Origin of the sequence: Methanosarcina sp. Kolksee, assembly GCF_000969945.1 — an archaeon.
Taxonomy (GTDB): Archaea; Halobacteriota; Methanosarcinia; order Methanosarcinales; family Methanosarcinaceae; genus Methanosarcina; species Methanosarcina vacuolata.
The window spans coordinates 3,497,761-3,516,021 of record NZ_CP009524.1 but is presented as its reverse complement, the minus strand read 5'-3'; the positions used below and the strand labels follow the sequence as shown (position 1 = coordinate 3,516,021).

Sequence of the window (18,261 nt, the reverse complement as noted above, 5' to 3'; positions counted from 1 at the left end):
AAAGTCGGTACACTGTCCTCAGGTTTAATACTTTCATGCTAATCAACACTCAAGAATCTAACTTTTCATGCCTGAAGATAGTAGAATTTGAAGAAATAATACTTTCACGTGACTTCCCCAATGGTTAATAACCTGCAAATCCAATCTTCTTCTGCCTGCTAAAACCTGCTCAACAGCAAGCGAGGTTCTTATTTTGAAACGAGAAAAAGAAGAAATAGCTGTCCTTGTCAGAGCCACTCCTGAAAAAAGCAAAAAAGATGGGGACGGACATGCCGTTGGAGTTATCGGCATCAATAAACATGGCGAACTGCTAAGGCTCTACCCCCTGGGATTCAGATACGGGGAAGGGCTGGTTGATTTCCGAAAGAATGACCTTCTTGAGGTCACGGTTACTAAACCTGAGCATGATGTCAGGTGGGAGAGCAGGAAAGTCCTCAGTCATATAAACCTGGAAAAGCCCCTTAAAGAAAGAGAAATAAAGGAGCTTATCCTGCCGCTCGTAACGTCTATTGAAAAGCTGAATCTCGAAGGAGCAAGCCTTGGAGTGGTAAAGCCGGAAATCCTGGATTTCGAGATAAAGGTTAACAGCACTGAGGCTTATGACCGGCAGCAGTATTTTAACCTCATAGGGGATTTTCTGGAAAAAGGGGAAAAATCCGCCATGCCTGTCGAGATAAGGTTTTTCTTCAGGTGTGAGGGAGAAGAAGCCTGCAGGGGGCATAAAATAATCCTGCTCGACTGGGAATTCAATGAAACCGTACGGAACATTATAAGAGATGAACAGGAACTGACAGCCGTAGAAATGAAATTAGAAGAGCATTTCTCGGACTTCATGAAAGAGAAAGAACTTTACTTTATCATGGGGACGCATTTCACGTATGGGACCTGGATGATAACAGGGCTTTTCTGCCCGGAAAAAAACGGCAAGCTTCAGAGCAATCTTTCCGGATTTTAAAAACAATATTAGAGGATAAAATTGGTTAGAAAAAGTGAAGAAGAAAATTGGTCAGAAAATGAAGGAAGGATTGATCTAAACTCAGTTATAGAATTTCTAATCCTTCAAGCTCTTTTTCCAAAAAAGCTTCCAACCTGTCCATACCTTCCTTTATATTTTCTATGCTGTTGGCATAGGAGAAACGCAGATAGCCTTCGGCACCGTTTCCGAAATCGATTCCTGGTGTAACTGCAACGCCAGCCTCGTTAAGAATGCGGCGGCTCAGTTCCAGAGAGTCGCTGCCGTACCTGCGGGCATCGGCAAGGACATAAAAGGCTCCCATCGGCTCTTTGCGGACTTCAAGGCCCATTCCGATAAGCCTTTTCAACATGTACTGGCGGCGTGTGTTGTAAGTATGTACCATCTCGGCAACGTGATCCTGTGGACCTTTAAGGGCTGCGATTCCTGCCTCCTGGACAAAAGAATTGGCGCAGATGAAAAAGTTCTGGTGAATTTTCTGAATTGCACGGACGCATTCAGGAGGACAGATAATATAGCCGAGCCTCCAGCCTGTCATAGCATATAATTTGGAAAAACCATTCAGGACAAAGGCGTTCTTAGTGTATTCCAGAATAGTATGATCGTTCCCGCCATAGATCAAACCCTGATAAATCTCGTCCGAAACAATAGGAATTCCTCTTTCATCCGCGATCTCGGCAAGGCCCTGCAAATTTTCCGGAGACATGACATGCCCTCCAGGATTTGAAGGACTATTGATCAGGATGGCTTTAGTATTCGGGCTCAGGCACTGCCTTACTGTTTCCGGTTCCAGGGCAAACCCGTTTGTCTCGCTCGTGTAAACAAAAACAGGAGTTCCACCCAGGTATTTCACGAAGTTAGGATAGCAGGCATAATGGGGGTTCGACATTATTACTTCATCCATTTTCTCAAGCAGAGCCATAAAAACAATCAAAAGAGCCGGACTTGTGCCGGATGTTACAATAATCTGTTCCGGACTCAGTTCGACTCCGTACTTCTGCTGGTAGGATTCGGCTATTGCCTCTCTGAGCGAAAGAAGTCCCTGACTGTGAGTGTATTTTGTGGCTCCCCGACCAATAGCAGCACAGGCAGCTTCACAGATATGGGGAGCTGTAGGGAAATCAGGCTCTCCTACTTCAAGGTGGATTATGTGTCTTCCCTCAGCTTCCAGAGCCTGGGCACTTTCCAGCACTTCCATCACATAGAAAGGAGGGATATCTTCAGATTTTTTTGATAAGATGCATTCGGAATTTATTGAAAACATAGAAAACCTTCTGAAAATCGATTATTGTGAGAGGAGCTGAAGTAAAAGCAAGTAACACTGTTGATGTTATATCTGAAACTGCGTATGCTTTCAATATTTAAATATTCTGTGGGAAAAACAAAATCAGAACTGAGAAAACAGAAATAAAAAGGTCAAATCCTGATAAGCCTGAATTAGAAAAAGGGTAACTCCTGGGAAAACAGAGGAAAAAAGTTAGTTTCTGCATGAAACTCGTTTATAAGACAGAAACCAGTTTATAAGATAGCTTAATTTCTTGGCATGATTTTTTCGAGAACTTTTACCTCCGGATCACTCCAGCCCTGGCTTTCAAGTGTTTTCGCAAAATCTCGCTGGAAAACCTGGAACTTTTCAAGATTTTCAGGAATAATATTAAGGAAGTCATAGTCTCCATATGCCCCTGCAAAAAAGGAAGAAACCGTTTCCTCAAGTTTTTCCTCTATTCTCTGGGGATACCAGAGCCCATCCCGTGAGAGCAAGACAAGGTTCGGATCTGGAACCGGTACATCGTCCGAGTAAATAAAAAACCCTATGGAAACCTCTTCCCCGTATTTTGCAAGAACCAGTTTATTCTCAAACCCGGATTTCTGAAGCTTAAGGGACCATTCGCCCTTCAAAAGATCAGAGACTTCATTGATAACCCCGTGGGCCTTGAGTATTTTTTCTGCCACCTGCTGTATCTCCAGGATGAAGTTTTTACGTTGCTCTTCAGGCATCTCAAGGCAGGACATACTGCCTTCACCGGCCGGAACTCCAGCATACTGAACCTCTTCTTTACCGAGTTTTTTCGGTTCTTTGGCATTTCCTTCAGATTCCTTTCCTGTTTCCCGCCGAACATCGGGGACAGTCTGCCATATCTTATTTTCAGGATCTTCTACCGTAACTCGCACCCCATATAGTATATAGTGACTACTCATAAATATTAGGTACTGCAAGCCCTTTCGCAAGCCTTTTCAAAAAACTGCTTGCCCGCAAGCCTTTTAAAAAAAGGCTTGAGCGAAAACCCGAGAAGTGTTTGAGTTTGAGACTCTTGTCCCCGGTCCCTATCCGGCGTGATAAACCGGCGCAACAGTTTGTGATAAACAGGCGCAACGGTTGGTCGAAAAAATAAGACAGGTTTGGTTTCGGGCAGAAAAATTACTTGAAGCGTTCAGCTCTTCTGAAGAGGTTTTCAGGGGAGCGGTCTACTTCGTCACAGATGATCCTGTGGGAAATTGAGCCTGGAAGAATGGAGCAGGTCTGATTGTCCGTGCCCCGAAGCCCCCAGGTTTCGTCCGTGAGCAGGAAGTAAGAGTTTTCAAGCCTGACACCTTTTGCTTCCATCGAGGAGACGAAATGCGGGTCGGACAGGTCTTTCCTTATCTCTTCTGCGGCTTTTACCTGCGTGCCCGGCCCTCCTTTTTTTATTAGATAAAACCGGTCATTCGAGAGGATTTTATCTATTGTACGGATAATCAACCTGTAGCATGTCTTTTTATTCGTGGATTTTTCGTCGACTTTCTCCAGATAAAAGATATTACGCTCGTTTCGGGCAATATCGGAAAGAATGTCTTCTCTCCGGGAAAAAGATTCAACCTCACAGGTGGGAACATTCAGGAAAAATACCGGAAATTTTTTAGATAAACTGTCTGCAATTGCCTGATTTACTTTTTCGCGTGGAATATATTCAAAATTAATGCTGAGATCCGGAAATTTCTTTTCAATTTCCGGCTTTTCCTTCTGGAAAACTTTTACAGCCTCAGTAGAATCATTATAAATGGTAATGTCCCTATCGCTTTCGGAAAAAATTTTAGAAAGAGTTACAGCGAAAGAAAGGGCCTCAAGTTCACAGTCAAGGTTATTTTTAGGGGCACCGGGGACCTTTGTTGTAGACTGGTGGATCTGTTTGCCGTCCCGGAGCACAGTACAACCAATATAAGAGTCTTCGCCTTCATTAAAGGAAGAATCACAGTAAACCTCAAACATACTTATTTTCACCTGTTCAGTAGAAGATTTTATTGTAAACTGGATTAAAACGTAGGCCAAATGTATAAACAGTAATCTTACAAGATGGGCTACAAGATGGCAAATTAATAATTATGGTTATTGATAAAATATGATATTCGAAATATATAACTTATAAGTAAAATAAAAAATCAGGGCAAAGGGGAGATAAGCTGGAAGAAAATCCAGAAAAGGAGTAAAGAAGCAACGAAAGGCAAAAAGAACAAAACAGAGTAAATAAAAAAGAAAATAGGACAAAAGAAGCAAAGAAAGGTAAAAAGAACAACGGAGAGTAACGAAAAAAGAATATAGGACAAAAGAAACAAAAAAGGCAAAAAGAACAAAACAGAGTAAAGAAAAAAGAAGATAGGACAAAAGAAACAAAAAAGGAAAAAAGAAAAAAGCTAAAATTAGATGATAATTGTAGCTGCTTTTTCGTCCTTTTCGTCATTGAAGTCCGTGACAAGAGCTTCGGTTGTAAGTACCATTCCAGCAATTGAAGCAGCGTTCTGGAGGCCGCTTCTGACTACTTTTGTGGGGTCAATGACACCTGCTTCAAAGAGGTCTTCAAAGACATCTTTCTTCGCGTTGTACCCAAAGAGTTCGCGGGGTTCAGCCCTGATGGTTGCAACGACCTCAGCACCTTCCTTGCCTGCGTTTTCAGCGATCTGGCGTACAGGTTCCTCGATAGCTCTCTGGACTATTTTTACACCTATCTCTCTGTCTCCTTCAAGTTTCAGGGAGTCCAGAATGGCAGCTGCACGGAAAAGGCTTATTCCGCCCCCTATAACCACACCTTCTTCAACTGCGGCTTTTGTGGCATTGAGAGCGTCATCAATTCTCATCTTTTTCTCTTTCAGCTCGGTTTCGGTTGCAGCTCCCACCTTGATTACTGCGACCCCGCCTCCTAACTTTGCCTGGCGTTTTTTGAGTTCGGTCTTCTTGTAATCCGTGTCAGCAATATTAATCTGAGATTCGATGAGTTTGACCCTATCCTTAATCTGTGCTTTCTCGCCCTTGCCTTCTACAATGATGGTCTTGTGGTTGTCAACTGTGATTTTTCTGGCACTTCCGAGCATATAATCATCGAATTCCTCAAGCTTCATGCCCTTGTCTTCGCTGATTACTTGCCCGCCGGTCAGCACGGCAATGTCTTCAAGCATCTCCTTTCTCTCATTCCCAAATCCTGGAGCCTTGACAGCACAGACCCTCAGTGCTCCACGAATGATATTCAGGATCAGAGCAGCCTGGGCATCTCCATCGACATCTTCGGCAATAATAAGGAGAGAACGGCCTTCAGAAGCGACTTTTTCAAGCACGGGAACGATCTGCTTCATGCTGTTGATTTTCTTGTCCGTAATCAGGACGTAAGGGTCTTCAAACTCGCAGACCATCTTCTCAGAATCAGTTGCCATATAAGGAGATACAAAACCTCTGTCGAACTGCATTCCTTCTACAACGTCCAGGTTAGTCTCCATTGTTTTAGAGTCTTCAACAGTGATTACCCCATTGTAGCCGACTCTTTCCATGGCATCCGCGATCAAATTGCCAATCTCTTCATCGTTATTTGCAGAAACTGTAGCTACCTGTACGATTTTCTCCTTACCTTTTACCTCACTACTCTTGCTCTTGAGATAGCTTACAACCTTTTCTGTTGCAATCTCAATACCTTTCTTGACATCTATCGGGTTTGCTCCGGCACTGATATTTTTCAGGCCTTCCCTGATCATGCTCTGGGCAAGAAGAGTTGCAGTAGTTGTTCCATCTCCTGTATTATCCTGAGTTTTGGAAGCAACTTCTTTGACAAGCTTGGCCCCCATATTTTCGAACTTGTCATGAAGCTCGATCTCCTTTGCGATGGTTACTCCGTCATTTGTGACCACAGGTTTTGTCATTTTGTCCAGTACAACATAACGTCCCTTCGGTCCGAGAGTTATCTTGACAGTATTTGCAACTTTATCTACACCGTTTAAAAGTGCCTTTCTTGCATTTTCATCAAACATTATCTGCTTTGAAGCCATCTGTATTCACCTGGGTTAAAGTCAAATAGAATCAAATCTTTTCTCCAATTAAATTTGGAGTATTAAATTTTGGATATAGTCTTAAACTCCATGAATCAAATCTGAATACATTCATACTTATGTTCTTCAGGATCGGCCTCGTTCAACATTATTCTTCAGCAATTGTTGCCAGAATATCCTTGAAGTCGACAAAAAGGTACTTTTCATCGTCAATTTCAATTTCGTCTGACTGATATCCCCCGTAGATCACACGGTCTCCTTTCTTCAGGGGAAGCTCCTTTCCATCTTCAAAAGTCCCTACCGAAATAACAATACCTTCCTTTTTCTCCTGCCGTGCAGACTCCGGGATATAGATCCCGCCTTTTGTAACTTCTTGTTTCTTCTGGTGCTTAAGCAAGACTCGTTCGCCAATAGGTTTGATAATCACTTTATTGTTCCTCCTTATGTGTAAGTGACCCCATGTTAGCTGAACATTAACTGGTAGCTATGAGTCAGTATGGGATTGATCAATATGTTGAGCGCTCATGCGCTTGACTATCTGCATATAATGCGGAACTCCTATTTAAAAATTACTGGAAAAATAAATACGATTCCCAAAAAATCGAAATGATATCAACAAAATACAAAGAAATTAAATATAAGGACTATTGTAAAATATACACTGATGGTCCAACAGATAATCCTCAAATATCTTGAAAAACCGCACGTCAAAAGTCTGGAAGACGACCTTTTATGGTTGTGCGATAGCTTTGGCTTTTCTTCGGGCAGAGATACGGAAAATACCGCGACCAGGATCGTTTTTACCCTGCTTGATAGACTTTCAAATGAGCAAATAACTTCCTCAGAATCCCTTGCTGAAGACCTTGAGATAAAAATATCCAGAGTAAACCATCACATCAGGAATCTTAATGACTCAGGTCTCCTTTACAGAAAAAAACGCCTGGTATATCTACGCGGGGGAAGCCTGAAAGCTGCAGTAAAAGAGATGCGAAAAGACTCGGAAAGAATTTTTGATGAGCTCGAAAGCATAGCTGAAGAAATAGATCTCAGGATAGGGATCAAAAATAGATGAGAAAACTAAGACAGAGATAAAGAAGAAATTCAACAATAAAACTTTGAACCGGAAAGAAATTCAACAATAAACTCGTTTATTTCCTCAGCCGTGAATAGAGTATCCGTAGTCCGCTGCCCTGATTATTCCGATACAGAAAAAGCGATAGCTGAGGCTCTGGAGCTTCTCGGGGGCCTTGATAATATAATACATCCCGGTGACAGTGTGCTCCTTAAACCAAATATCATTGCGGCTTCTTCTCCTGAAAATGCAGTAACCACTCATCCTTCAGTTGTAGCGTCAATGTGTAAGTTCGTACTTCAAGCCGGAGGAACACCTGTAGTCGGGGACGGAGCCGGGATCTCAAGACCAGGAGCCACCTCAAAAGCCCTGAAAGTTTCAGGTATAGAAGAAGCCGCCCGAAAAGCCGGAGCAAAGGTAGTAAATTTCGAAACTTCGGGCTTTACCCTGGTAGATGTCCCTGACCCCCTGCAATTCCGCAAACTATACATTGCAAACCCTGTCCTTGAAGCTGATGTAGTTATATCTCTCCCAAAATTAAAAACTCATGAACTTACCTACTACACAGGCGCGGTCAAGAACTTTTTCGGAACTCTTCCTTTAAAGTGCCGAAAAGAGACACATCTCCTTGGAAAAAGGGATCTTTTTGGTGAAGCTGTTGCCGACCTTTATTCGGTTGTCAGGCCCAGCTTTGCAGTTATGGACGGGGTTATAGGCATGGAAGGGAATGGGCCTTCTCATGGGAAGCCCGTAAATTCCGGAGTAATTCTGGCAAGCCAGGACTGTGTTTCCCTGGATATTGTTGCTGCGGAAATGATAGGTTTTGACCCTCTCAAAATTCCCACGACTGCAGGAGCCATGAAAAAAGGATTTGGAAATCAGTGCCCTGTTGTAGTCGGAACTCCGTTAAAAGAAGTCAAAATGAAATTCAAACCGTCAGGTGGAGGAGTCAGTACAGCCCCTTCCTTTCTTACCCGCACCCTTGGCAAATATTATAAGATTTATCCCAGGATCAACAGAAGAAAATGCACTCACTGTGGAGCTTGCTATTTAAACTGTTCTCCCCACGCTATTGAGCGGCTAGAAGATGGGAGTTTCAAGATCAATGAGGAGAAATGCATCCTGTGTTATTGCTGTCGTGAACTCTGTCCCAGCAATGCGGTAGAAATTAAAAAATCACTGCTTGCAAGGCTTTTGACAGAAAAAGATAATCTAATCCGTAAAACCTGACAATGATAGGACTTACGCACTTGAGGACCAAAAGCAATTACTTCAAAGACTGTGGATTAAATCCACGTTTCAAACAGTTAACGGTTTAATGCTGCTGATTTTTCAGTTCAACTGCGTATATTCCTGTTCAACTGCGTCAGTCCTATGAATTATGAAAAATGTAAAACTTTTACTATAAACCCAACTAATCAAGTTTAATTTTTGGTTGCAGGTTTTTATACTTCAAATTTAGCAGCATCTCTACGCATCTCTATTTGACAGTAAATTGATGCCTGTATACGCCATCCGATTAAAGCTCAGAGATTGCCTGGCCGACTTTCGATTCTCTGTGCCTGCCAGTAAGGCTGATATCCGTAGTAGCTGTACATTGCAGAAAGCCACTCACGGTTAGTTACAGGCCAGTGATCTTTATCAAAACCCTCTGCTTTTTCCAGGACATCCCTGGGAATATCAAGCAGGATAGCGTGATCGTGCAGTTTCATTTGAAGAGCCTGCCAGGGGATAGCAAATAGCTTACTGCCCAGGCCCAAAAATCCGCCAAAAGATAGTGCAGCATATGCTACCCTTCCATCCTCAAGGTCGATCATTAATTCTTCAATCTTCCCAAGGTGCTCTCCTGCTTTATTGACAACCTTATCTCCTTTTATTGTACTTGCTGACAAAAAATCCGGATTGTCTCTGCCTGCCATAGTTCCCGTCCGGGTCATCCTTTTAGTTTCGGCCTCTTCTGGCATTCCTGTTTGTACCTGCCAGTAAGGCTGGTATCCGTAGGAAGTATAAGTTCCGGCGAGTTCTTCACGAGCCAGAGGCCAGTTGCCTTTTTCAAAGCCTCCTTCCTTTTCCAGGATTTCTTTAGTAATGCCAAGTAAGAAGGCGTGTTCTTGTAGCCTCGGTGTAAGAGTTTGCCAGGGAATAGCAAAAAATTTGTCACCCAGGCCCATAAATTCGCTAAAAGACAATACGACGTATGCTATCCTTCCACTTTGAAGGTCAATCATTAATTCTTCAATCTTCCCAAGGTCCTCTCCTGCCCTATTGACGACCTTGCCTCCTTTTATCGTGCCTGTTGATAAAAAATCCGGAAAATCCCTATCTGCCATATTCCAACTCCCTATATTTACGGAGACATCCGTCCCAAAGCCTGCGCCCCCTGACACAGCTCCAAAACATCTCCTTTAATTAATATTATTTTTTTGATGTTACTTATAACTATCGTAATCATTAAAAGTAATATTTTATGTTATTCAGTATAAATTTATGGATAAATATAATAAAGATAAGGCAGAAATGTAACGAGTTTTTTGGGAAAGTGTTCATTTGAAAGTGTTCATTTGAAAGTGTTCATTTGAAAGTGTTCATTTGAAAGTGTTCATTTGAAAGTGTTCTTTTATATTTAAGAATATCAAGCTGGCAGATCGTCTGAACCGTTGGATAATACTTTTTCCTGCGACAAAAATTATTGCTTGAACTGCCAGCTTAAAAAACGAAATTTAAATAAGAAAATTTTCAATTAGTTACACGATTAGTTGCACGAATCCATTTTTTTACAGCGATTTTATACTCTTTTAAAATATTTAAACAATTTATGTTATAAGGTCTACAGATCCTGAAAGAGGAGAAAAGCCGGCAATTAAGTTATAATCTTTTCCTTTTTATCTTTTTGAAAGCTCTTTTAACCCATAAAGCCGAAAATACGTATCAGAATTTTCAGATAATATTTCTGTAATCTTACCTTAGAAGGTGATAAGATGCTCCAGACCTATATAGATACCGAATATGCTCCGGAGAAATGTTTTCATTGCAATGGAACCGGACATGTTAATGGCAAAATTTGTGAAGTTTGCGGGGGACAGGGCGATGTACTCGTTGCTCAGCCTGCAATAGTATGTCCTCTCTGTAACGGTTCCGGGATTTTTGATAATGGGACTTGCAGGGTATGTGGAGGAAGCGGCTGGGCTCTTCTTTGAACAATAATTTTATAGATCACGGAATGAAAGGGGCAACTTAGAGAGAATCTCTGAATTTTCAGGGAGCCTGCCGATTTTGCCTTTTCCTAAACTCTGCTTTTCTTTCGTCAGGCAGGCAGTCAAAGCAAGTTTCATAGCTTACAGACTTATATTTACTCCTGCATTTAGGGCAGAGATTCATGCCCCTGAGGCTTGCAAAATGACAGCGTTTGCAGAGCACAATTGCGTTTGTCAGAGCCTCGCATTCTTCCGCGGCTTTTTTAGTTTCTTCTTCAATTAATTCTTTAATTCCGGTTTCTTCTAGCCATTCGTGATAAAGCTTCTTGAAATTACCTTCCTCTAAATCTTCAAGGAGAATTTCAATAAATCGCTCCTCAAGGCCTGTATGGTCGGGTTCGGTTTTATGTACGGTTGAAGCTTTATGCCAGGTCGGATGGCTTTTGTGACGGTGCTTGCCGGTAGGGATAGAATTGAACTTCTGGTACTTCTGCCTGTAAACCTCTCTGAACCTGGCATACGCAGCACTATAAATTTCGGAGCTAACCTGCGCCGGAGAAAAAGCTCTGGGAATGTGAATACATAAAGAGTCGGAAGACCCGCACCATTCACAAGTCTTACCTTTTAGAAACTCGGCTCTTTTTTCTTTCCATTCCTTTGTGTTGCGTTTCATAGAGCCACCTCCATAAAGCTAACTAAAAATAGACTTTTTTACTTGGATAAGGTAAGAGAAAAAGTTTTGGTAAGAAGAAGTTTTGGTAAGACGAAGTTTTGGTAAGAAGAAGTTTTGGTAAGAAGAAGTTTTGGTAAGAAGAAGTTTTGGTAAGAAGAAGTTTTGGTAAAAAGATTGGTAAGAAGATTGGTAAGAAGATTGGTAAGAAGATTGGTAAGAGAAAAAGTTATCTAAAAAAGGAAAGCCTTAGACGGACAAATATTTCTAAATTATAAGGCTTCATTACCCTTCATTACTAAAACAGATAATATATTTTGTTCCCTGATCTCTTTTAAGCTCTATACGCCCGCCTATTTGTTTGGCAAGAATATTTACAAGCTGAAGCCCCAGGGAGTCGGTATTTTTCAAGTCGATTTCTTCGGGAATTCCTATTCCGTTATCGGCTACTGTAAGTATGTAACGGAAATTATTGTTTATACAGTCCTTATAATCCGTATAGTCTCCCTCATATGAACAGTAGTTATCCGAACATGAAGTCCCGCACTTTGCAACTAAAGTTTCAACTTTGAAAAAATTTATGCTGACTTCGCCTCTTTTTCCCGCGGGAAAAGCATGCTTCAGGGAATTTGAAACGGTCTCGTTTACAATAATTCCAAGAGGGATGGCAGTATTCATGCCCAAATAAACTGGTTCAAGGCTCAATTTGAGGCTTATATTCCTGTTTCCCACATTATAGGAATTGAAAAGATCTGTGGTTAGTTTTCTTAGGTAGTCTGAGAAATCAAAAGCATCCATATTTTCACTCTCATGAAGTCTCTCATGGATCATCGCAATAGATTCGACTCGATTCTGGCTCTCCCTGAAGGCTTCGAGTACCTCTTTATCTTCGAATTTTTCTGCCTGCAGGCTGAGGAGAGATGAGATCACCTGAAGGTTATTTTTTATGCGGTGGTGGACCTCTTTTAATCGAATTTTGTCTATTTTTTCCAGAGTTTCCTCAGCCATTTTGCGTTCAGTGATATCATAAACCAGCCCCTGAAACTTTCCCGAACTTTCGGATTCAGCCGATATTCTCTGGAGAATCTCACGGACCCATTTTATCTCCCCGTCTTTTTTCTTTATCCTGTATTCGCTTTCAACGATAGAATTAAGATTTAGCTTTAGTTTATCCTTTTTTTTAGAAATAACAGGGCGGTCTTCAGGTATTATTATTTCCTGCCAGGCAACTTTTCCAGAGAGGAAATCCTGCTTCGGATAGCCTGTCATTTCCTCAACAGGACCATATAGAAATATCAATTTAAAATCTTTATTAAACTGAAATCCAATTCCTTGAAGATTTTGCATATAGGAACTATAACTGTCTAGCCCATCTTCGGGATTGTCTTCTTCCTTAGCACTTCGGTTCAGATATCTCTTGTTTATCGTTCTGTAAATATGACCATACTCGTCCCCAAAGAAAATGGCTTTCTGCTTGAAATCTTCTTCTCGGTGTTTAAGCTCACTGAATAAAAGACTGCAAGGTTCTTCGAACCCGATATCTACGATTGCTTTATAAACCAGATAAATAGACAATAATTTAAAGAAGAGACCTAAAATGCCCGGAACCTCGCCCGTTTGACTGTCAAATGCAAATAACAGTGACACAGAACCTGTAAGAACCAGGGAGACTGAGAGTAAATTAAAAGCTTTTTCTTCGAACCTATCTCTGACAATATACAGGAAAAAAAGTGAGCAGAGAAGTATGAAAGAAATTAAGTATCCGCTTGCTACTTTGAATTGAGTAAATACTGAATCCTGAAAATAAGAAGCCGGGAAATTTTCGGAAAAAAAGATTGAAATCAGGCAGGTAACACTAATTACTGAGTATACAAGAAATGCCTTCCAGGCAAAAATTGAGCTTTCAAGGGTTTTGACATTCCTCTCCTGCCTCTCTCCAGTGCGTATCAAAAACAGCGGAGCTACCAGAAAAGAAGTGCTTTCCAGGAATCTTGAAATGGTCCAGAACTGAGCAGTCAGGTTTGTACCAAATCCGGGAAATGCCCCAGTGTGGTGGAACGCAAGTGCACTCAGAAAATCAAAACTCCCTACGAAAAAGTAGCTAACTCCCAATATCAGAAGGTATCGGTTTTCCAGGTGACTTCTCGCCTTCCAAACAATAAGAAATATCACGTATGCAAAGTAGACGCTGAACAGTTCTATTACTACATGGAAGAGGAGGTAATTGTTAAGGCTAATTAGATAGAGCAAGATAACTATGGTTATCCAGACCATTAATTCGTAGAAGTCTACATTTAATATGTTTTTCCTTACAGCTGGAATGTTCAATCACCCCCTTGCACCTAACGCCTCAAGAATTCATGAGCTTCATATAAAACTTAACGTTTAAATTTACAAAGTGAATGTAACGTCGAGTAAATGGTTGTAACGTCGAGTAAATGGTTGTAACGTCGAGTAAATGGTTGTAACGTCGAGTAAATGGTTGTAACGTCGAGTAAGTGGTTGTAATGTCGAGTTATACTGAGTTTAATTCAATTTTATACCTGAATAATCTGCAAATAACGGAATCGGAAGAGTAAAAAGCATTGCAGAAACGAGAATAAGAAGAATCCCAGAGGCATTATACGCTGTTTATCGTATTTTCCGATACCTACAGCGCAGACGATATGCTCCCCCAAGTATACCGATCCCGAGAAGAATCATCAATGGTCTCCAGGCAATTCTTTACTTGTTCACACTCAACTCACTTCCCAACTCACTTCCCAACTTCATGAGATATAAAGAGCAGAAATTATTTTAAATTAATTATTCAAAAAATTGTCTATAAGTAAAAAATAATATGGCTTAAAAAATTTTGTACACCTGATAAAATTTATTACTTAATTAAAACAATGTAAAATATTTTACTATATTTGGTCACTCAGTTAGATTCTGTGTCCTAGTTAAATTCTGTGTCCTCTATATTGCCAAACCGAATTACGAATTTTGTTCCTTTACTTCTATCAGGCTTATATATGTGACATATACACTGAAAAGTTCTACCAGAATATGAACCAGAATATGAAAAAGAAGATGGTTACTGAGATTGGTTAATTAAAGGACACTAATTATAGCTACCCAGAGTATTACTTCATAGGGCTCGACCAGTGTCCGCTTTTCCACTACAGAACAGGCAAATAGCTAGAAAAATAAATATTTTCAAATTTTTACTTTTTTCTGGGCTCCATTTCAAAGAGGAGTAATTATATAAATTTTAAGCATAAATTTCATACTCTATACGTTTAAGGGTTTGAATATATATTCTATATAATATTGTTTATTATCAATTAATCCAGTTTGACAGGGGGTTGAGAAGCAAATGGCACTTTTTACAGACAGGGTGGATGCCGGGAAAAAACTTGCAAAAGAACTTTCAAAATATGCAAATCGTTCAGATGTATTGATACTTGCTCTCCCGCGTGGTGGGGTTCCGGTGGCGTTTGAAGTTGCAAAGGAACTTAATGTAAAAATGGATGTGTTTATAGTAAGGAAACTGGGGGTTCCGGGAAATGAAGAGCTGGCAATGGGAGCAATTTCTTCTGATAATATCCGTGTGTTGAATGAAGACATTGTCAGGTCTTTTCAGATACCTGAACGGGTAATTAATATGGTAGCTGAGAACGAGCTCAAAGAACTTGAACGCAGGGAACGCACTTACCGTGGAGATAGTCCCAAGCCTGAGATTAGCGGCTCGATTGTGATTTTAATAGATGACGGGCTTGCTACAGGTGCGACAATGCGTGCAGCTGCATCTGCCATTAAAACTAAAAACCCGGCGAAAATAGTGGTTGCAGTGCCGACTGGTGCACGCGATACATGTGAGCTTTTCGGAAGGGAGGTAGATGAAGTAATATGTATAGCTACCCCTGAACCGTTCTATGGGGTTGGAGCCTGGTACGGAAACTTCAGTCAAACCACCGATGAAGAGGTCTGCGAACTTCTGGATAAAGCAAGAGCCCTTCCGGCAAGATGATAGTAATGTTTAATATTTTAAAATAAGATTTGAGATTTTTCATATGCAGATTTATAATTAATTGTAAAGCCATTTGGGGGGAAGGCCATTTTGGGGGTCGGCATGAGAGAATTATCAAGTAAAGGTAAAAGCAGTAGTGAAATCCAAATTCCAATTGATTCTATTACACTTGAAGGAAACCTCACAATTCCTGAAGGAGCAAAAGGAATTGTTGTTTTTGCACACGGAAGCGGGAGCAGTCGTTTCAGTCCTCGGAACCGGTATGTTGCGCAGGAACTTCAGAAAGAAGGTCTTGGAACACTGTTATTTGATCTGTTGACGGCTGAGGAAGAGAGAATTGATATGATAACTGCTCGCCTCAGGTTTGATATTGACCTGCTTGCAAATCGGCTTGTTAACGTAACAAACTGGCTTTTAAGCAATCCTTATACTAAAAGACTCAGTATCGGTTACTTTGGTGCCAGTACGGGAGCTGCAGCCGCACTTATAGCTGCAAAAGAGCATGTAAATATTATAAAAGCGATAGTTTCCAGAGGAGGACGGCCCGATCTGGCTGAAAAAGCCCTGCCGGACGTAAAGGCACCAACATTACTCATTGTAGGTGGGGAGGATTATCAGGTAATAGAAATGAATCAGTGGGCGTTAGACCAATTGAAGACGGAACAAAAAGAACTTCAGATTGTTCCCGGAGCAACCCATCTTTTTGAAGAACCGGGCACGCTAGAAGAAGTTGCAAATCTGGCTGGAGAATGGTTTAAAAGATATCTTCTGGAAACGAAAATAATACTTATGGAAGAAAAATAACAAGTTAGCAACAAAATGCTGGATAAATACACATTGAGACAATCCCAAAACTAATATTACCTGGAATTATACAGTTATGACTCGTGAGCCTATAATTTTATTATTTTTTATATTTTTTGACACAGTGAAAATAAGAGCTTCTGTAACAAATAATTAACCTCTTTCTTTACGACTTTTTTTATTTGCAATGTATTTCTCGCTAACATACTTTCGCATACTTATCACTCGTATTATTCTCCACGCTTGTTTTGAAGGTAGTTGTTCAGACTTTTTCAGTTACTCATTTTTTACCTGGATTCTTTATACTATAGTAACGTCTGTAATTGTTGCAACAAAAAACTTCATTGTACCTCATTGGGTAGTTGCATTATTTAGCCTCGTGACTATATGTGGAACATTCGTTTAATTTATTCACTCAATACAAAGTTATTTATAATATTACTAGGAAACTGATTACCGTGTATTAAATGAGAAATAAATAAAACTCAGGACATAGGAGAACCAGTTAATCAATAAAATGACAGAGTAAAAGCTTTCAAACTAAATTTTAAGTGGATTTTTGTTCGGCAACGATATGCCTTTAACTCCTGATAAAATTGAAATTATGGAAAATTTTCGATTTATTCATACAACACTAATCTAAACTTAAAACTGAATCTGAAAATGAGACATATCAAAATGAAAATGAGACCTATTAAAATTAGAGGCCTATTAAAATTAGAGGCCTATTAACATTAAAATGAGACATATTAACATTAAAATGAGACATATTAAAATGAAAATGAGACATATTAAAAATTTATCCAGAAACAACCTTTAGACAACCTCCAAGATCTCCAAAGAGTTAAACAAATCTTTGAGCTCATTCCAAAATCAGGTTTCTTCTTAAGTCAGTATTCAATGACAAGAAACTTGATTGGCTGTTTAAATTTCTAGATTTAGTGAACCAATTTTGATTTTGGGAATGAGATCTCTGTATAAGTGATCCGATCGTACCTACATTTCTGGCAGGGTTTGACAATTTATTGGAATCCAAAAGTCCAGGATTCAGGGATGATCATTCAAATGATAGACTCCATCCGGATAAGTGTGGCCTGAAAAATAAAAAGTACATGAGAATATATTTCATAATGTACCTCTAAGAAGTGAAAAATAGATGTCTCTTAAACAAAGCGAAATAGTAGAAAAGATTTATGAAATCCCGGTTACACTTGGAGATGTTTCCGAGAGCATCTTTGAGGGTATAAACACAAAAAATAGCCTGCTTCACAGGCTTTACCTTCCTGAAGAGGGTGGTTCAGATTCGTATTATCTTTGCGAAGGCTTGTGCGAACCTGTATTTATAGAGCCTGAACTTGTTTACCCGTATGTTTCAGGGGCTTCTTCCGAAAAATTTGCATTTCGCCCTTCACCTTATCGGTTCATGCTGCCTTATGAATTGTCAATGGAGAAAAAGACAGAATACAATGTAATTCCGCCCGAAGAACTCAAGACAAAATTCCCTATGGCTTACGGGAGAATTCTGGAATTCAAAGAAAAGTTCCTCCACGATACCTCTCCTCTTAAATCTGCAGACTATAGCATAAAAGGCAGACAATTTCTGGAATATTTTAATACTCCTAAGATTATTGCTACTGAAGGCTATCATCTGCAAGCTGCATATGACGCTGAAGGGAACCATGTATTTGAGAATGGATGCGGTATTGTTCTTAAAGATCCAGGCAGGTATGCCTATATTACTGCAGTGCTTAACAGTTCGATTGCCAGGATCTTTCCTTCAGTCTGTAATTCTGAAATGATATACCCGAGCTATGTAGCTCCTGCAGCGATGAAACGTTTTCCAATCGTGTTTCCTGATAACATGCTAACTGAAGATCTCATAACTACTATCTCTGGATACCTTGCTTTCCTGAACAGAGAGAAGTATGCAAGGGATTACGGAGTTCCAGATTGGCTTCGGAAACTTATAGCTTTCTACGAGCAGATTTCAAACCTTCTGGTTCTGGATACTTACTTCGTAAACGACCTTGATCCAGGGCTTCTAAATGCCCTTGAAGAAAATATCCACCCTTATGCCGGAGATATGAATTCTGAAGACAGTGATACCCTTCTGAATTCGCTATACTATATACAGCAGCAGATTCTTGAAGCTTCAAGTTATCAAAAATGTAAATTTAATCTGGGACTTCCGGAGATTTTCAATTTTTCTCTGAGCAATGAAAAATTCTGAAAATCCCTTTTTAATTTTTT

At 40.3% G+C, this 18,261-nt stretch carries 15 protein-coding genes; 7 read left to right on the top strand and 8 right to left on the bottom strand.

Features of this window, described 5'->3' with window-relative positions; translation table 11 throughout:
• The first annotated feature begins 193 nt into the window (after positions 1-193).
• The gene (locus MSKOL_RS14475; RefSeq protein WP_048157300.1) at positions 194-955 is read left to right on the top strand and encodes a hypothetical protein; all 762 of its coding nucleotides are present in this window, start codon (positions 194-196) and stop codon (positions 953-955) included.
• An 85-nt stretch (positions 956-1,040) separates the two neighbouring features.
• Here the strand turns inward: MSKOL_RS14475 and MSKOL_RS14470 are convergent, their stop codons facing one another.
• From MSKOL_RS14470 to groES, 5 genes are all read right to left on the bottom strand, one after another.
• Positions 1,041-2,237 (bottom strand): pyridoxal phosphate-dependent aminotransferase, encoded by a 1,197-nt coding sequence (locus MSKOL_RS14470; RefSeq protein WP_048157298.1) that lies wholly within the window; start codon positions 2,235-2,237, stop codon positions 1,041-1,043.
• Between the two features lie 266 nt (positions 2,238-2,503).
• Complete coding sequence (locus MSKOL_RS14465) at positions 2,504-3,172, bottom strand: hypothetical protein (protein ID WP_082091149.1); 669 nt, start codon at positions 3,170-3,172, stop codon at positions 2,504-2,506.
• 220 nt (positions 3,173-3,392) lie between these two features.
• Positions 3,393-4,220 (bottom strand): hypothetical protein, encoded by an 828-nt coding sequence (locus MSKOL_RS14460; protein WP_048122040.1) that lies wholly within the window; start codon positions 4,218-4,220, stop codon positions 3,393-3,395.
• Between the two features lie 428 nt (positions 4,221-4,648).
• The gene (gene groL, locus MSKOL_RS14455; RefSeq protein ID WP_048122038.1) at positions 4,649-6,259 is read right to left on the bottom strand and encodes a chaperonin GroEL; all 1,611 of its coding nucleotides are present in this window, start codon (positions 6,257-6,259) and stop codon (positions 4,649-4,651) included.
• 148 nt (positions 6,260-6,407) lie between these two features.
• Complete coding sequence (groES, locus tag MSKOL_RS14450) at positions 6,408-6,686, bottom strand: co-chaperone GroES (RefSeq protein WP_048122036.1); 279 nt, start codon at positions 6,684-6,686, stop codon at positions 6,408-6,410.
• Between the two features lie 237 nt (positions 6,687-6,923).
• Here groES and MSKOL_RS14445 point away from each other — a divergent pair, with 237 nt between their 5' ends.
• Entirely contained in the window at positions 6,924-7,331 is a 408-nt protein-coding gene (locus MSKOL_RS14445; protein WP_048122034.1) for a hypothetical protein, read from the top strand.
• Positions 7,332-7,421: 90 nt separating this feature from the next.
• On the top strand, positions 7,422-8,561 hold the full coding sequence (locus MSKOL_RS14440) for a DUF362 domain-containing protein (protein WP_048157296.1): 1,140 nt from the start codon (positions 7,422-7,424) through the stop codon (positions 8,559-8,561).
• A 296-nt stretch (positions 8,562-8,857) separates the two neighbouring features.
• Here the strand turns inward: MSKOL_RS14440 and MSKOL_RS19475 are convergent, their stop codons facing one another.
• Positions 8,858-9,718 carry a PRC-barrel domain-containing protein gene (locus MSKOL_RS19475; RefSeq protein WP_231592259.1) on the bottom strand — a complete coding sequence of 287 codons (861 nt, stop codon included), beginning with the start codon at positions 9,716-9,718 and terminating at the stop codon, positions 8,858-8,860.
• A gap of 591 nt (positions 9,719-10,309) precedes the next feature.
• Here MSKOL_RS19475 and MSKOL_RS14430 point away from each other — a divergent pair.
• Complete coding sequence (locus MSKOL_RS14430) at positions 10,310-10,528, top strand: transcriptional regulator (protein WP_048122028.1); 219 nt, start codon at positions 10,310-10,312, stop codon at positions 10,526-10,528.
• A gap of 58 nt (positions 10,529-10,586) precedes the next feature.
• Here the strand turns inward: MSKOL_RS14430 and MSKOL_RS14425 are convergent, their stop codons facing one another.
• Together MSKOL_RS14425 and MSKOL_RS14420 are read right to left on the bottom strand one after the other, a co-directional pair.
• On the bottom strand, positions 10,587-11,198 hold the full coding sequence (locus MSKOL_RS14425; RefSeq protein WP_048157294.1) for a hypothetical protein: 612 nt from the start codon (positions 11,196-11,198) through the stop codon (positions 10,587-10,589).
• A gap of 282 nt (positions 11,199-11,480) precedes the next feature.
• Positions 11,481-13,523 (bottom strand): MASE3 domain-containing protein, encoded by a 2,043-nt coding sequence (locus MSKOL_RS14420; protein ID WP_082091147.1) that lies wholly within the window; start codon positions 13,521-13,523, stop codon positions 11,481-11,483.
• A 1,030-nt stretch (positions 13,524-14,553) separates the two neighbouring features.
• Between MSKOL_RS14420 and MSKOL_RS14415 the strand changes: the two genes are divergently transcribed.
• From MSKOL_RS14415 to MSKOL_RS14405, 3 genes are all read left to right on the top strand, one after another.
• The gene (locus MSKOL_RS14415) at positions 14,554-15,207 is read left to right on the top strand and encodes a phosphoribosyltransferase (protein WP_048122024.1); all 654 of its coding nucleotides are present in this window, start codon (positions 14,554-14,556) and stop codon (positions 15,205-15,207) included.
• 102 nt (positions 15,208-15,309) lie between these two features.
• Positions 15,310-16,011: a dienelactone hydrolase family protein gene (locus MSKOL_RS14410; protein ID WP_048157292.1), complete on the top strand. Its 702-nt coding sequence runs from the start codon at positions 15,310-15,312 to the stop codon at positions 16,009-16,011.
• 1,156 nt (positions 16,012-17,167) lie between these two features.
• A complete protein-coding gene (locus tag MSKOL_RS14405; protein WP_048157290.1) occupies positions 17,168-18,241 on the top strand; it encodes a hypothetical protein in 1,074 nt (357 codons plus the stop codon).
• Positions 18,242-18,261 lie beyond the last annotated feature (20 nt).

Coding starts and splice junctions, on each gene's coding strand:
- MSKOL_RS14470 (WP_048157298.1), bottom strand. CDS start 2,237: ATGTTTTCAATAAATTCCGAATGCATCTTATCAAAAAAATCTGAAGAT.
- MSKOL_RS14465 (WP_082091149.1), bottom strand. CDS start 3,172: ATGAGTAGTCACTATATACTATATGGGGTGCGAGTTACGGTAGAAGAT.
- MSKOL_RS14460 (WP_048122040.1), bottom strand. CDS start 4,220: ATGTTTGAGGTTTACTGTGATTCTTCCTTTAATGAAGGCGAAGACTCT.
- groL (WP_048122038.1), bottom strand. CDS start 6,259: ATGGCTTCAAAGCAGATAATGTTTGATGAAAATGCAAGAAAGGCACTT.
- MSKOL_RS14445 (WP_048122034.1), top strand. CDS start 6,924: ATGGTCCAACAGATAATCCTCAAATATCTTGAAAAACCGCACGTCAAA.
- MSKOL_RS14430 (WP_048122028.1), top strand. CDS start 10,310: ATGCTCCAGACCTATATAGATACCGAATATGCTCCGGAGAAATGTTTT.
- MSKOL_RS14425 (WP_048157294.1), bottom strand. CDS start 11,198: ATGAAACGCAACACAAAGGAATGGAAAGAAAAAAGAGCCGAGTTTCTA.
- MSKOL_RS14415 (WP_048122024.1), top strand. CDS start 14,554: ATGGCACTTTTTACAGACAGGGTGGATGCCGGGAAAAAACTTGCAAAA.
- MSKOL_RS14410 (WP_048157292.1), top strand. CDS start 15,310: ATGAGAGAATTATCAAGTAAAGGTAAAAGCAGTAGTGAAATCCAAATT.
- MSKOL_RS14405 (WP_048157290.1), top strand. CDS start 17,168: ATGTCTCTTAAACAAAGCGAAATAGTAGAAAAGATTTATGAAATCCCG.